Genomic DNA, 14,873 nt, shown 5'->3' with positions numbered 1-14,873 from the left:
ATGTTATTCTAAAATACAGTTTTTATTGTTATTCATAATCTGAGCCTGCGGCTGTTATTCTTACGGGCAGGCTCAGAAAAGGTTGTCAGGCAGGCTGCTGTTCTTTGTCTGTCCGAATTTTATTAACAATGGCTGTCGTTGAGCAGTTTTCCAGAAATGCTAGCACTTTCACTTTACCGCCGTATTCTTTCACGATGGGCGCTCCGACCACTTCATCCAGAGAATAATCGCCACCTTTGACCAGAATGTCGGGCTGAATCGCACGAATCAGATTCTCTGGAGTGTCTTCATCGAAACTCACAACCCAGTCCACCGATTCCAATGCGGCCATAACCGTCATGCGTCGTTCAATAGGGTTGATGGGGCGACCTTCGCCCTTCAAGCGGGTGATGGAAGCGTCTCCGTTCAAGGCTAGAATCAACCGATCCCCTTGTTGACGAGCCTGTTCAAGATAGCCAACGTGACCGGCATGAAGAATGTCGAAGCAGCCATTGGTAAAGACAATTTTCTCACCGTGGGCGCGAGCATCTTCAACAGCAGTCTGCAATTGCTCAAGGGTTACAGCACCGCGCTCTGCACCCAGTTCACGATTCACTTCACGGCGGAGTTCCGGCATCGAAATACTGGCTGTACCCAATTTACCAACAACGATGCCTGCAGCCATATTCGCCAAACCTGCCGCTTGTGGCATTTCACAGCCAGAGGCGAGTGCTGCGGCCAGTACGGAAATAACCGTATCGCCAGCGCCGGTAACATCAAACACTTCTCGGGCTCTGGCGGGTAAATGTACTTCAGACTGGTTCTCACGAATCAGTGTCATGCCGTGTTCGCTGCGAGTAATCAGTAGGGCTTCCAGCTCCAGATCACGAAGCAATTGTTGACCTTTGGAGATAAGCTCCTGCTCTGTACGACAATGACCGACAACGGTTTCGAACTCTTTCAGATTAGGTGTAATCAGTGTTGCGCCGCGATATTGTTCAAAACTGGTGCCTTTAGGATCGACTAGTACTGGAATATTTCGTGCGCGCGCCAATTTGATCAGCTGCTGGCAACCCTGCAGCGTTCCCTTGCTGTAATCAGAAAGAACCACGGCGCCAATATCGTCCAACAATGCGGCGGCTTTGGCTTCAATGATGTCCGGATTAAGACCTACGAACTCTTCTTCGTGGTCCAGCCGAATCAGTTGTTGGTGCTGGGAAATAACGCGTAACTTGGTAATCGTCGGTACGCCAGTAACGCGAACAAAATCACAGAAGATGCCAGCGGCTTCAAGCCTGGACTGAAGTGCATCTGCAGCTTCGTCTTCACCGGTGGCTCCAATAACCCAAGCTGGTGCGCCGAGGGAAGCAATATTCAGCGCCACGTTGCCAGCGCCGCCAGGGCGATCTTCCACTTGCCCCACTTTAACCACAGGAACAGGTGCTTCTGGTGATATCCGCGATGTAGCACCATGCCAGTATCGATCCAGCATGATATCGCCAATAACAAGTACTCTGGCTTGGTCAAAGCGTGGGATTGTGAGTTTCATTCATGGGGTCCGGTAAGTTCAATGTGGGTTTTTTAACATGGATGCAGCAAGTGATAAACCCACGGGAATAAATTCTGGTACTTATATGGGGGCGAACTTGACACTTGAAAGTAGCTTGTAGGGATAAAGAGGGCTGAGTGGGAAAATAGAAAACCCTCAATTCTCAGAGAAAAGAGGGTTGTTCTGGTGATCAGGCGGTCACAGGGTCCAAAATGGGGGCTTCTTCATGGAACTGCATCTTATGCAGCTTCGCATAATGTTCGCCATTGGCCAGCAATTCGCTATGCGTACCACGCTCAATAATCCGGCCTTGTTCCATTACCAGAATACAGTCGGCATTCTCGATGGTTGAAAGACGGTGGGCGATCACCAGCGTGGTTCTGCCTTTCATGATCTCGTTCAGAGCCGCTTGGATATGGCGTTCTGATTCGGTATCGAGAGCAGAAGTGGCTTCGTCCAGAATCAGAATGGGTGCATCTTTCAATACAGCGCGGGCGATGGCAAGACGCTGGCGCTGACCACCAGACAATAGTACGCCATCTTCACCCACCATGGTGTGAATACCATTGGACATATCTTTGATAAATTCCATGGCATGAGCAGCTTCAGCAGCCAGACGGATGTCTTCTTCCTCGGCGGTTTCGCTGAGTGCGCCGTAGGCAATATTTCGGGCAACAGTGTCGTTAAAGAGCGTAATGTTCTGGGAAACCAGTGCTATATGGCTGCGCAGATTTTTCAATTCAAACGCATTCAGCGGAGTGCCATCAATAAGAATGTCGCCGCTGGTGTGGTTATAAAAACGTGGCACCAGGCTGGCCAGCGTGCTTTTGCCAGAGCCGGAGCGGCCAACCAATGCATAGGTTTTACCGGGCTCAACGGTGAAGTTGATGTCTTGCAGCGCTGGTGATGAAGCGCCAGGGTAAGTGAAGCAGACATCTTTGAACTCAAGGTTGCCTTTTACTCTGTCGCACGTGTATTCACCCGTATTGGCTTCTGGTACTTCATCCACCATGGCAAAGATACTTTCAGCGGCAGCAATGCCTTTCTGAATACTGGCATTCACTTCGCTAAGCTGGCGAATGGGTTTCGGCAGCAGGGCGGCAGCAGTGACGTAACCCACCAATGCGGCGGTGCTGGCATCGCCTTTCACCCAGAGCACCATAAATAGCAGCAAAGCCAGAGCAATGGACACAATAAACTGCAGTACTGGTGTATGAACCGCATCAGCTTTTGACAGCTTTAGGCTCTGACGGGTATTGGTGGCACTGGCCGCCATGAAACGATTACTCTCGTATTTCTCACCACCAAAGCCCCGTACCTCCCGATAGCCATTAATGCTCTCGGAAGTAACATGGGTCAGATCACCCATGGAGTTTTGAATATTGCGGCTGATGCGACGAAAGCGATCGCTGGCAAACGAAACCACCAGAGCGATCACAGGCAGCGCTGCAATAAAGATCAGGGTCATTTTCCAGTTGGTGTAAAACAGAAAACCCAACAGAAAGACAACAGTTAAGCCTTCACGCACTGCAATTTTAATAGCGCTGGTAGCTGCTGCGGTGACTTGGCTGACGTTATAGGTAACCCGGGCAATCAGATGGCCGGAGTTGTTGTTGTCAAAGAATTCGTTAGGCAGGGCGATCATACTGTTGAACATGGACGTTCTTAAATCATGGATCACACTGTTCGCCACTTTGGACAGATAAAAGCTACCGAGATAAGAGCCAATGCCTCGTATCAGAGCAATACCTACCATCATTCCGGGAATTAACCAAAGGGCGGGGATATCGTAACCCAGACCGCTCAGCAGATTAATTGACTCGCCTTCCAGCGCCTGAACAAAGTATTCCAGTAGTTTGGCAAAAGCCGGCTGGCTGAGGGCAAAGATGGCAAGGCCAACCAGGCTCAGTGCAAAGTAAGCAGTATAGGGTTTTACATAGGTCAGCAGTCTCAGATAAATCTGCAGACTGCCAGTATTCGGGGTTTGTTCTGACATGATATTAGGTGTATTCCGGCTTGGTGCCGACTCTATTAGTGCCGCTTCTTCGCTTCAGCTCCCTGTATAAAGGAGAAGTCAGGAGTGACAAGGAAGAACTGACTGGCGGCATTTTCATAGTCAATAAAAATGAACAGGCGAGGATAACAGTGAAGGCGGTCATTTAAAAAGCCTTTTTACGTAGTTTGCAAAGCGGAGTACGTGAAAAAGATTAAGAACTCTTGCCCTGTTTCGGAAAAAAGTTGTCCGTCAGTGCATTATGAAGTGGGGGTTTCTGTCTGGATAGGGTAAGATGGCCGGCTTTTTACAGAGCGATGCAGGTTTTTAAGTCACTTCTCCCATAGGGCGGCGGTTGTTAAGCCATTCCCTAAAGTGTCTTTGGTAAACCTGAACGCAAGTAACTGGATTTATCCCCCTGAGTAATAAAGTGACTGAAAACACTGCTGTTTTCACCACAGGTGGATGCACTGAGAGAACGAGATAGTGATCGAAAAACTGCGTAATATTGCCATCATTGCCCACGTAGACCATGGCAAAACCACCCTGGTGGACAAGCTGCTTCAGCAGTCCGGAACGCTTGGCCGTAAGGATCAGGGTGCTGAACGCATCATGGATTCCAACGATCAGGAAAAAGAACGTGGCATCACCATCCTGGCCAAGAACACGGCCATTGAATGGCGTGATTTCCACATCAATATCGTAGACACCCCAGGACACGCCGACTTCGGTGGTGAGGTTGAGCGTGTTCTTTCCATGGTGGATTCGGTTCTGCTGCTGGTGGACGCGGTTGATGGCCCAATGCCTCAGACCCGCTTTGTCACCCAGAAAGCCTTCGAGCAGGGTTTGAACCCAATCGTGGTTATCAACAAGGTTGACCGTCCGGGTGCTCGTCCTGATTGGGTAATGGACCAGGTGTTTGATCTGTTCGATCGTCTGGGTGCTACTGATGAGCAGTTGGACTTCCCGGTGATTTACGCGTCTGCACTGAACGGTGTTGCCGGTCACGATCCTGAGCATCTGGCGGAAGATATGACGCCATTGTTCGAAATGGTCACTGAGCGTGTGCCTGCGCCAGCGGTTGACGTTGACGGTCCTTTCCAGATGCAGGTGAGTGCTCTGGACTACAACAGCTACGTGGGCGTTATCGGTATTGGCCGTATCTCCCGTGGTGTTCTGAAGCCGGGCCAGCAGATTGTGCTGGTGGATATGGACAACAAACAGCGTAAAACCAAAATCCAGAAGGTCATGGGTCATCTGGGTCTTGAGCGCGTTGAAGTGGAAGAAGCCCGCGCCGGCGATATCGTTTGTATTACCGGTATTGATCAGCTGAACATCTCTGACACCCTGTGTGATCCAGAACGTCCTGAAATGCTGCCGCCGCTTACCGTTGATGAGCCAACTGTCAGCATGACTTTCCAGGTAAACGATTCTCCGTTTGCTGGTCAGGACGGTAAGTTTGTAACGTCTCGAAATATCCGTGAACGTCTGGAGCGTGAATTGATCCACAACGTGGCGCTGCGTGTTGAGCCAGGCGACGATGCGGACAAGTTCAAAGTATCCGGTCGTGGTGAACTTCACCTGTCCGTACTGATCGAAACCATGCGTCGTGAAGGTTTTGAGCTGGCGGTTTCCCGTCCACAGGTTGTGGTTAAGGAAATCGATGGCGTTATGCAAGAGCCTTACGAGCACGTTGTTGTTGATATTGAAGAACAGCATCAGGGTTCGGTCATGGAAGAGCTGGGCCTGCGTCGTGCAGAAATGAAAGACATGGTGCCAGACGGTAAAGGCCGTGTGCGTCTGGACTTCATTATGCCTGCCCGTGGCCTGATCGGTTTCCGTTCACAATTCCTGACACTGACTTCCGGTAGCGGTATTCTGACATCCATCTTCGATCACTACGGTGAAGTGAAGGGCGGTGAAGTAGGTCAGCGTAACAACGGCGTTATGGTCTCCATGGCAAACGGTAAGGTGTTGGCATACTCCCTGTTTACCCTACAGGAGCGTGGTCGTCTGTTCATTAATCCGAACGTTGATGTGTACGAAGGTCAGATTATCGGTCTGCACAGTCGTGATAACGATCTGACGGTTAACCCGACCAAGGCCAAGCAGCTGACTAACGTCCGTGCTGCTGGTACGGATGAAAACATCATTCTGACGCCGCCAGTTCGCCACTCTCTGGAGCAGGCACTGGAATTCATCGATGATGATGAGCTGGTGGAAGTAACGCCAAACTTCATCCGCATTCGTAAGAAGTTCTTGAAAGAGCACGAGCGTAAGCGTGCCAGCCGCAGTAAGTAATTAAGAAGCCCCGCATAAAGCGGGGTTTTTTTTAAAGCGGTTTTTTTACAGTAAACAGGGGTTGCCGGGGTAAGGTGCGTACATTACCAGTAATACCAGCCCTACTGAGAGCCCTGCCATTATTGCTGCTGAAGTGATGGGGGAGCCGATGAACCACGTTAACACTTTGTTTGGCGTGTAAGGCTTTCTATTGCGATGTTGATTTGTTTTTTGATATTGCTCCATAAGTGATAGAGACGTCTGTTTTTTTTCTTTGACTGTTGTAGGTCGTGCTTTTTGTTTTCTTTCGTAAATACCAAACGTTGATCTGTTGTTTTTGGCGAGGCTGCCGTTTTCCTTTGGCGTAGTTATGAGCAAAACAGGTTTTATTACAGAGTGATCAATTAAATTGTCAAGAGAGTCAAGGTGGGGGGTTAGGTTTTCCAGCATAACAGGTGCCGGTGAACTGAGTTGAAGGTTTGGTGCTTCTGGTGTTATTAGTTCGCTTTGAGCCACTCTGGCTTTATTGATATCCAAGTCTATAAAGCTGACTCCGGTGGCGGATGAAATGCATTTTAAAAAAAGCCGCCGCCGTGTTTTTAAATAATGAGCGTCATTAATCAACGCGTGCTCCGGACAGTACTGTGTTTTATCGACTAGTTCTGTCGTCATAGATTCAAGGAGTCGTAAATAAAAGGCATCATCTTTTCGGAAAAAGCTATCCAAATTTATGTAGTCTTGCAGCCAGTGTGTCAGCTGACCTGTGTCAGGCTCTGTAACCATTTGCTGGAAGACTTTCACTTGCACTGGATTGAAGTCGGCATTTGATTTAATTAGTGTTGATGTACTGCTTTCAGGCTCGCGAATAATACTTGTTGCTAATAGTTGAAAGAATTGCCTTGGTCTGGATTGATGCATTGCCTGTAATGCACGGAATGTTTGGCTAAAGTGCTCTGATGGTGATTCTTTGTATTGTCTTGCTTTTTTATACTCCAGCTTGTGTACGTTTAAAGGTTGTTGGATTAGCGGGTCATCTGCTGTGCTGAAATACTCTATGGCATTTGCTTGAGTGATAATAAAAAAGCATAAGATGGCATGGAGGAAGCGTTGAGCATTAGGCTTCCAGTGTTGCAACGGTAAAAAGTGTGTGTTGTTCATAGCATCGTGCCAATCGGGTTTTAGAGTAAGACGCGCTAGAGGCCAATAGGTTCAACATCTCTGGAAAAGCCTCGATAACTCTTTGCTGCCATGGCTATTTGCGGTTATGGTAATCCTTATGTCTTGGCGTCTTCCCGAAAGGATTTTCCATGCGCACCCTGTATCCTGCCATCAAACCTTATGCCACTCACCATCTTCAAGTGGACGACATTCACGAACTGTATATCGAAGAATGCGGCTCCCAAGATGGGATTCCAGTACTTTTTGTTCATGGTGGCCCTGGTGCTGGTTGTACTGACAAAAGTCGGTGTTTTTTTGATCCTGAAAAATACCGAATTATTTTGTTTGACCAGCGTGGTTGCGGTCAGTCCAAGCCCCATGCAGAGCTCAAGCAGAATGAAACATCGCTCTTAATTGAAGACATCGAGAAAATTCGGGAGATGTTGAGTATTGAGCAATGGTTGTTGTTTGGTGGCTCCTGGGGATCAACGTTGTCGCTGCTGTATGCCCAGGCTCACCCGAAAAGGGTGTCAGGGTTGATTCTTCGAGGTGTTTTCCTTTCCCGGCAGCAGGACTTTGACTGGCTGTATAAAGAAGGCGCCAGTCGGATGTTTCCTGATCACTGGGCGCATTTTCTGGAGTTAATACCGGAGGCAGAGCAGGGCGATCTGCTGGAGGCGTATTACCAGCGTCTGTTTGGCGATGATGAGCTGGCGAGAATGAATGCAGCTAAGCACTGGTCACTGTGGGAGGGGAATATCGCAACCCTGCGGCCAAATCATGAGTTGGTTGATCATTTCTCAGAGCCTCATCTTGCACTGTCCTTGTCCCGTATTGAGTGTCACTACTTCCGCAATCATTCATTTATCGATGCCGGTCAGATTCTGGAAAATATGGGACTGATTGCCAGTATTCCCGGCGTGATCATTCACGGTCGATATGACATGATCTGCCCACTGGATAACGCTCAAGCATTAGCCGATCACTGGCCTAAGGCGGATTTACAGATTGTTCGGGATGCTGGTCATGCTTCTTGCGAACCAGGTATTACTGATGCATTGGTGCGGGCTACTGATGATTTTGCCCGGCGTTTATCTTCGTAAATGACATGGCTTTTAATGACATGGTTTTCGATTTAAGGACATTGAGTAGTATTGATGAAAGGTTTAATTCAGCGGGTTAAACACGCCAGTGTTGTGGTAGATGGTGAAACCGTCGGCCAGATTGATGAAGGGATTTTATTACTACTGGGTGTGGAAAAGCAGGATACAGAAGCTAACGCGGATAAATTGCTGGATAAAGCCCTTAAATATCGAATTTTTAGTGACGAACAGGGGAAGATGAATCTGGGTTTAAAAGATACTGGTGGTGAGTTGCTGATTGTGTCGCAGTTTACCCTGGTGGCTGATACCCGTAAGGGATTAAGACCAGGCTTCAGCTCTGGTGCAACGCCGGAGCAGGGTGAGAAGCTTTATGATTATTTTGTTCAGCGTGCAAGGTCTCAGCACAATGGAGTGGCTACCGGCCAGTTTGGTGCAGATATGAAAATCACATTGCTGAATGATGGCCCTGTGACCTTTATGCTGGATGTTACTTGAGAGTTGAGAGCACCTAACCCGGATATTTCATAAATGCTGCTAAGCCAGAAGAAGTGATGTTTTTTTGAACAAACAAATCCTTGCAGAGCATAGCAACAAACTCTTCTGCCTTTCGGTCATGCTTAACTGCACCTTTTTACCGCTATAAAATAATCGATTTTCCGAGTATTTGGCATGACGAACCCTCAGCTTGTTTTGCTGATTCAATTTCGTGCCTTTTATTCAAAGTGTTGTGTCTGTTACCCCGGTTTGGGGAACGGCAGGGCAGTAAACGTTTCTGTAATTCGCTGCAGCACCTCTTTCATTGGGTTACTGCTGGGCAGGTGTAACTTCACACGATCTTTGTACTCCACCACCTTAACAGCAATTTTGAACAATTTGGCAATCACTGTTGAAGGCTGTGCCTTCTCTAACTCAGTACCCTTCAACGCAATGGCTCTCATTTCATAATGCAAAACATAGGCAGCGCATGCGTAATACATGCGTAACGCATTCGCCCGAAAACTCATATCCGATGTTCGATCACACGACAGGTCATTTTTCAGATGTTTGATGTAGTTTTCATCCTGCCCCCTCGGACAATAGAACTGTTCATAAATGCATTGTGCTGAAGCGTTTGTTATGGATGTCACCACAAAACGAGGATTGTCACCCATCTGATTGACTTCAGCTTTATAGATGACACGTGTATTCAGTCCTTTCCAACTCTTTGCCTGATAGTTTGCCTCACCATATATACGAACACGGTAAGGTATTGCCAAATCATTCGATCGTGCGTTAGCCGTGCGTTCCTGCAGGCAGCGACGAGCTTCAGCCATGCTCTCATCCGATTGAGGCAGTAAGGCTGTTGGATGGCCTGCGCCTTTGCCCAACACATAATCAGCAGCTTTATCCTGTTCTACAACCTGCATTAGCTCTGGCTGAGCAAAGTGGCTGTCACCCCGGATGATTGCTGTCATTGGCATCCTGATAGCCACAAGCCATTTGCAGCACTCTCTGCATCAAGAGATCTTGCATGGAGTGATCGATATAGGGTTGGTGTCTTTTATCCTGTATTGCGTTGACTAATCTGGGAATTAGCCCACTGTGGGTTGCCGTCTCTCTTAACAGCAAAGCTCCGAAATCAGAGGACAGTTCTCCACCGTTAAAATCAGCTCGCACTGTTTTACCGTTCACAGGGTGAAAACAAAGGGTTTCTTGTGTATGTTTGGCCATGGCAGGTTCCGGTTTGCTTCTTCCGAAGCTTTCTTTTTGTCGACCCAATCATATCAAGTGATTGGGCGGAACCTGCTTGGTTTTATGAAATATCCGGGCTAAAGGTGCTCTGTAATCAGTTGCTAGGAGGCTGTCGGACTTGAAAGTAAAAACCGGAGATGGGCCGCAATAAAGTCAAAAATCACAGAATCCAGTCTGGAAGTGCTGTTTATGTCGTCAGTCTCTTTTGCCCAAATATCCAAATGCATGCGACAAATAACCTGTAAGCTGAAATAAACTGCATAAAAATGATACTTTCCTGAAGATCTTTCAGCATCAGCGTAAACATCCGCTTCAGGTTAAAACCCATGCACAGAAGATCCCATTCAGCAGACACTGCTTCAAGACCACGGACCAGAAATTGACGGTATCCCATCACTTCCTTCTGTATCCCAAACGTTGGCTCAATGGTGCTTTTTCTCAATGCATACACCGCCCGTCCTTCCCGGGTTTGCAATCGCCAACGCATCAACTCCAGTGCGGTAACATCATCGCCTGCGGGCATCGGCTCATCGGGCTTAAAGCGCTCCAGTAAAGGTTTGTTATGGGCATCCTTCTTTTCTGCAATGTAAGGGATAGCTCCAAACTTATCCACAGCAGACACATTGCCCTGACTGAAGTAGCCCGTGTCGGCAAGAATCGCGCTGGGCTTGCCAATCTGCTCTGCACGAGAGGCCAGTTCTTCGAGGGCAGGCGCTACCTGTTGTTTGTCATTGGTCGCCTGAGTAATATGATTTTCAACAATAAGACCACTGTCGTTATCTACTGCGGCCTGCGCATTATAAGCCTGTACAAAACCGTTAGCAGACGTTGGCATTATGCGAGACTCCGGATCTGTCAGGTTGACTTGATCTTTGTCCCTGGGACCCGGCGTAGGGGCTTTCGGTTCTTTGCCCCGTGGCTTTTTTCCCGTATCTCTGATCGCATCACGACGGGCAACTTTGTCCTGGAATTCTGCCAGCTCTTGCTGATAACGTTCTTCAGCTCGTCGCTCAATTTCAGCTTTGGCATCGGCAATCACCTTGAGGCGATCTTCCCTGCGTTTCAGCTCATCAGGAATGGATAATTCGTCTGGCAATTTTTCAGTATCTGCTTTTTCAGCCATCCTGAGGAGCTCTTCAACTTCTGCCTTGAGCTGCTTTTCGAGCTTGCATGCGTGCTTGTAACTGAGCGCCTTGTGTTTGCTGGCATTGGCCTTCATCTTGGTTCCATCGAGGCTGATGGTTCCCAGCTTCAACCATTCTGCCTGTTGCGCAATCAACAATATCTGAACAAAAAGTTCACTGATTTCTTTACGGAAGCGCTGGCGAAAGGTGTTGATACTGTCGTGATCCGGATGCTCGTTGGCGCAGATATATCGAAAGGCGATGGAGTCATAAGTTGCTTTCTCCAGTTTGCGACTGGAGAAGACACCTGTTGCATATCCATAGAACAATAACGACAGCATGAGGGATGGATGCCAGGCTTTAGAACCCCTTCCTTTATAGGCGCTGATCAAAGGTGTGAGGTCTAGCTGCTCAACCACCTCTACAACAAAGCGAGCAAGATGCACCTCTGGCAGATAATCCTGAACAGTGGCAGGAAAAAAGTCAGGGATGTCTCGGTCAATGGGTCTGAAAGTCCATTTGTTCATTGGCTGGCTGTCTTTTACGATCTTGCGGGTATTATACTCAAAAGTTGTTCTAAGTCCGACAGGCTCCTAGGGTCTGTACATAACTGACTTCAGTGAGCCGGTGATAATGTCGGGCAGTTCGGCGCTAAAGCCGTAGAGAGCACTGATAATCGGAGTAAGGTAGCTCGATTCAACTGTTTGCTCTACCTGGGTCTCTGGCTCATTGGTGCTGCCAGGCTGTTGATCGATTGCTGCTGGTGCTTGCGATAGCTCATCAGTAGATGCTTGATCCAGCAAGATGTCAGCTGTTTCTGGCATCTCGACACCATTTTCAGGGTTGGATTGTTGAGCATCCAAAGCCACGGTGTTGTCTTCTTCAGTTGGAGAAACCGGCTCCGGATTATTTTCAGGATTGGCATTCTCTGTGGTTGCTTCCTGCTGATCGGTTGTCTGATCATCTGACGTCAACTTATTGTAAATAAAACTGCATGCGGATTTAATATAAGGCCCTGCTTGTGGGATAGCGGCTCCGATAGCAGAGCATACGGCCTGTCCTGCAGGTTGGTAATAGCCGCCAGCCGCAGAATTAATGCACAGTTTTACAAATGCTTGCTGGATGGTACCGGCAGCGATGTAACGAGCTAATACACCGGATCCCCAGACTCCTACTTGAATGCCTGCTCCCCCACCCAAAAAGTAACCTGCCCCAGCTAAAGCCACTGAAGTTGCTGTAATAGCGTGTCCGCCCCATGTGGCAACGGTGCCGTTATCTGCTTCAGGCTTGCTGCAGACGACGTTATTGGCGGGTATTTGTGTGCTTGATCCCGTTGAGTTTGCAACTGCTTCAGGCATGGTAATGTGCTCCTATAAAAGCATTCCTTACTTGACTAGACATTCGTATCAAGAAGAAGTTCCTTAAAATTGGTTAATTGGTCAGAATTTTGAGTTTTTCGATGGTTTTCTGCTTCGCAGGTAAGCAAAGGGGGGAACGAATTAATCCAGAGACAGTCGAAGAGCAAGTATACAGAGGTGTTTTGAGATTAGAGGTTTATGAATAAAAGAGATTTGCCCCCTATGGTTGCTGTAGGTGCCGTTCACCCTGATGCCTTGAAAGAACGGCATAATATGACACAGCCGAATTCTGGTGATCATGGGCTTAAAGATAAAAAAAGAACAGCAAAAGAGGGGGAGAGTTGTGTCGGTCGATTTGCCGATTTTTTTGTAACAAAGCTTCCCTCTCCTAACGACATAAATTTAAAAAAATTTGTAGTAGGCTACGGCGTTGCTGGGGTATTTACTGCATTTGTAATGTTGTACTTTATTAATGATCCGTGGGTTATTTCTATAGTGGCCGCGACTGTTGCTACTTGTGCAGGCTTGGGTTTTGGAACTGAAGATCATTCTGTGCAAGCAAAGCACAAGGTAGTCAAAAAAGCTAATTCAGCCCACTGGATCCCCAATTCAACGGATAAGATAAAAACCCAAATAATTAAGAGATAATGCAAATGAGTGCTATATCTGCCATGACATCACGACAGGTATAGCATTAGCCAAAAATTCCTTTACATCTGTTCTACCGTCTCAATCCCTAATAGATCCAAGCCTTGCTTCAGAATTCTGCCAGTCAATGCGCAGATCTGCAGTCGGCTGTTTTTCAGTTCAGGAGAAACGCCTTCCTTATTCACCGGGCAGGCTTCATAAAACTTCATAAACGCACCGGAAATCTCGTAGAGATAAGCGCAGAGCTGATGTGGCAAACCTTCTCTTGCGACAGATTCAAGGTTTTCGCTGAAGCGGTTCAGTTGCAGTGCTAACTCTCTTTCTGCATCATTTTCAATGAGAATCTCGCCGGTTACGTCGGATTCATTGACCCCCGCCTTGCGGAAGATACTGCAAATACGGGTGTAAGCATAGAGCAGGTATGGTGCGGTGTTGCCCTCAAAGGCGAGCATGTTGTCCCAGTCAAACACGTAATCGCTGGTGCGGTGTTTGGACAGATCGGCATACTTAACCGAGCCAATGGCTACTGCACGAATCACATTGACTTTCTGTTCTTCAGACAGGTCGCCAGATTTTCTGGCAATCAGTGCGGCGGCTCTTTCTTCCGCTTCGTCCAGCAGGTCAACCAGTTTGATAGTGGTGCCAGCACGGGTTTTAAATGGCTTGCCATCTTTGCCCAGCATCATACCGAATGCGTGATGTTCAAGTGACACGTGATCCGTAGCAAAACCCGCTTTACGGGCGATGCAGTAAACCTGGTCAAAGTGTTGGCCTTGACGTGCATCCACATAATACAGAACACGATCTGCGTTCAGGGTGTGGCAACGGTGCCGAATGGCCGCCAAATCGGTAGTCGTGTACAGGAAGCCACCGCCGGACTTCTCGACAATCACACCCATGGGCTCGCCATCTTTGTTCTTGAACTCGTTCAGAAAAACAACTTTGGCACCATTGTCTTCCGTGAGCAGGCCTTTTTCATCCAGAATTTTGATCACGGCGTGCAGGCTGTCGTTATAGGCGCTTTCACCCATAACATCATCCATGGTCAGAGACACGTTCAGTCGATCGTAGACTTCCTGATTGTGCTCCAGCGTCACATCCACCAACTTCTTCCAGAGCTTGAGGCAGAAGTCATCGCCAGCCTGCAGTTTCACTACATAGCTTCTGGCGCGGGTGGCAAAATCCTGATCTTCATCAAAGCGTTTTTTCGCTTCCCGGTAAAAGGTTTCCAGGTTGCCCAGCTCCATGCTAGTGGCTTCCTGGCTCTCTCTTTCCAGATCTTCCAGGTGGGCGATGAGCATGCCGAATTGAGTGCCCCAGTCACCCAGATGGTTCTGGCGAATCACGTTGTGGCCCAGAAACTCAAGGGTGCGAACAGCCGCATCACCAATAATGGTGGAACGAAGGTGCCCAACATGCATTTCTTTAGCAACGTTGGGTGCGGAGTAATCGACGACAACTGTCTGTCTATGAACGGTTTTGGCAACACCAGCGCGAGGGTCTTTCACCGCGCTCAGCAGGGTGTTGGCCAGCCATGGCGCATCCAGGTAGATGTTGATAAAGCCCGGACCGGCAATCTCTACTTTGTTGGCAATGCCTTCGAGATCGAGGTGATCAATCACGTTCTGCGCGAGTTCTCGCGGATTCATGCCCATTTTTTTGGCGGCCGCCATCACGGCGTTGCACTGGTAATCACCAAAATTGGCCTTGGCACTTGGGCGAACCATGGCTGGAGTATCTTCTGGAGCACCCGCAGCGATAAGCGCTTTGATGACCCTGTCTTCAAGCAGCTTGAGAATGTTCATGCATGAATCCCTGATTAAAACTGGGGGGAATGCTATCGAAAAAGGGGGTGTCTCTCAATAGACATGGCTCAAAGGTTGCGCTGGTATTGAGAAGCCGTGAATGAAGCAGCAAATAATGGTATCTTCTCACTTTAAATGGATGCCG

11 protein-coding genes and 1 pseudogene are annotated in these 14,873 nt (G+C 48.3%); 4 read left to right on the top strand and 8 right to left on the bottom strand.

All coding sequences use genetic code 11. The features are described 5' to 3' along the window. Nucleotides 1–85 precede the first annotated feature (85 nt). Together hldE and msbA are read right to left on the bottom strand one after the other, a co-directional pair. Nucleotides 86–1,528, bottom strand: coding sequence for a bifunctional D-glycero-beta-D-manno-heptose-7-phosphate kinase/D-glycero-beta-D-manno-heptose 1-phosphate adenylyltransferase HldE (gene hldE / locus AKL11_RS15000; protein WP_067518874.1), 1,443 nt, complete (start codon nucleotides 1,526–1,528; stop codon nucleotides 86–88). A 190-nt stretch (nucleotides 1,529–1,718) separates the two neighbouring features. After that, a complete protein-coding gene (gene msbA / locus AKL11_RS14995) occupies nucleotides 1,719–3,524 on the bottom strand; it encodes a lipid A export permease/ATP-binding protein MsbA (RefSeq protein ID WP_067518872.1) in 1,806 nt (601 codons plus the stop codon). A 483-nt stretch (nucleotides 3,525–4,007) separates the two neighbouring features. On the opposite strand from msbA, the gene typA reads away from it, so the two are divergent. Then, on the top strand, nucleotides 4,008–5,822 hold the full coding sequence (typA, locus tag AKL11_RS14990; protein WP_067518870.1) for a translational GTPase TypA: 1,815 nt from the start codon (nucleotides 4,008–4,010) through the stop codon (nucleotides 5,820–5,822). Nucleotides 5,823–5,867: 45 nt separating this feature from the next. Here the strand turns inward: typA and AKL11_RS14985 are convergent, their stop codons facing one another. Beyond that, complete coding sequence (locus AKL11_RS14985) at nucleotides 5,868–6,959, bottom strand: hypothetical protein (protein ID WP_067518868.1); 1,092 nt, start codon at nucleotides 6,957–6,959, stop codon at nucleotides 5,868–5,870. Nucleotides 6,960–7,108: 149 nt separating this feature from the next. Here AKL11_RS14985 and pip point away from each other — a divergent pair, with 149 nt between their 5' ends. Then, nucleotides 7,109–8,062: a prolyl aminopeptidase gene (gene pip, locus AKL11_RS14980; protein WP_067518866.1), complete on the top strand. Its 954-nt coding sequence runs from the start codon at nucleotides 7,109–7,111 to the stop codon at nucleotides 8,060–8,062. A gap of 54 nt (nucleotides 8,063–8,116) precedes the next feature. Continuing rightward, nucleotides 8,117–8,557: a D-aminoacyl-tRNA deacylase gene (dtd, locus tag AKL11_RS14975; protein WP_067518864.1), complete on the top strand. Its 441-nt coding sequence runs from the start codon at nucleotides 8,117–8,119 to the stop codon at nucleotides 8,555–8,557. A gap of 239 nt (nucleotides 8,558–8,796) precedes the next feature. Here dtd and AKL11_RS14970 read toward each other — a convergent pair whose 3' ends face one another. The 4 genes and pseudogenes from AKL11_RS14970 to AKL11_RS14955 all read right to left on the bottom strand — a co-directional run bounded on the left by AKL11_RS14970 (nucleotide 8,797) and on the right by AKL11_RS14955 (nucleotide 12,275). Further along, nucleotides 8,797–9,516, bottom strand: coding sequence for a transposase (locus AKL11_RS14970; RefSeq protein WP_067518861.1), 720 nt, complete (start codon nucleotides 9,514–9,516; stop codon nucleotides 8,797–8,799). After that, a complete protein-coding gene (locus tag AKL11_RS26790; protein ID WP_436404694.1) occupies nucleotides 9,494–9,772 on the bottom strand; it encodes a transposase in 279 nt (92 codons plus the stop codon). Before AKL11_RS26790 ends, AKL11_RS14970 begins: the two co-directional genes overlap by 23 nt. Before the next feature lie 316 nt (nucleotides 9,773–10,088). After that, a pseudogene (locus AKL11_RS14960) lies at nucleotides 10,089–11,444 on the bottom strand (IS1182 family transposase); the annotation flags it as partial. A 66-nt stretch (nucleotides 11,445–11,510) separates the two neighbouring features. After that, on the bottom strand, nucleotides 11,511–12,275 hold the full coding sequence (locus AKL11_RS14955) for a hypothetical protein (RefSeq protein WP_067518856.1): 765 nt from the start codon (nucleotides 12,273–12,275) through the stop codon (nucleotides 11,511–11,513). Between the two features lie 198 nt (nucleotides 12,276–12,473). On the opposite strand from AKL11_RS14955, the gene AKL11_RS14950 reads away from it, so the two are divergent. Next, complete coding sequence (locus AKL11_RS14950) at nucleotides 12,474–12,923, top strand: hypothetical protein (protein WP_067518855.1); 450 nt, start codon at nucleotides 12,474–12,476, stop codon at nucleotides 12,921–12,923. 62 nt (nucleotides 12,924–12,985) lie between these two features. Here AKL11_RS14950 and argS read toward each other — a convergent pair whose 3' ends face one another. After that, on the bottom strand, nucleotides 12,986–14,728 hold the full coding sequence (gene argS, locus AKL11_RS14945) for an arginine--tRNA ligase (protein WP_067518853.1): 1,743 nt from the start codon (nucleotides 14,726–14,728) through the stop codon (nucleotides 12,986–12,988). Nucleotides 14,729–14,873: the final 145 nt, after the last annotated feature.

This window comes from Endozoicomonas ascidiicola (assembly GCF_001646945.1).
Lineage (GTDB): Bacteria > Pseudomonadota > Gammaproteobacteria > Pseudomonadales > Endozoicomonadaceae > Endozoicomonas > Endozoicomonas ascidiicola.
This window is presented reverse-complemented; position numbering and strand designations above follow the sequence as displayed.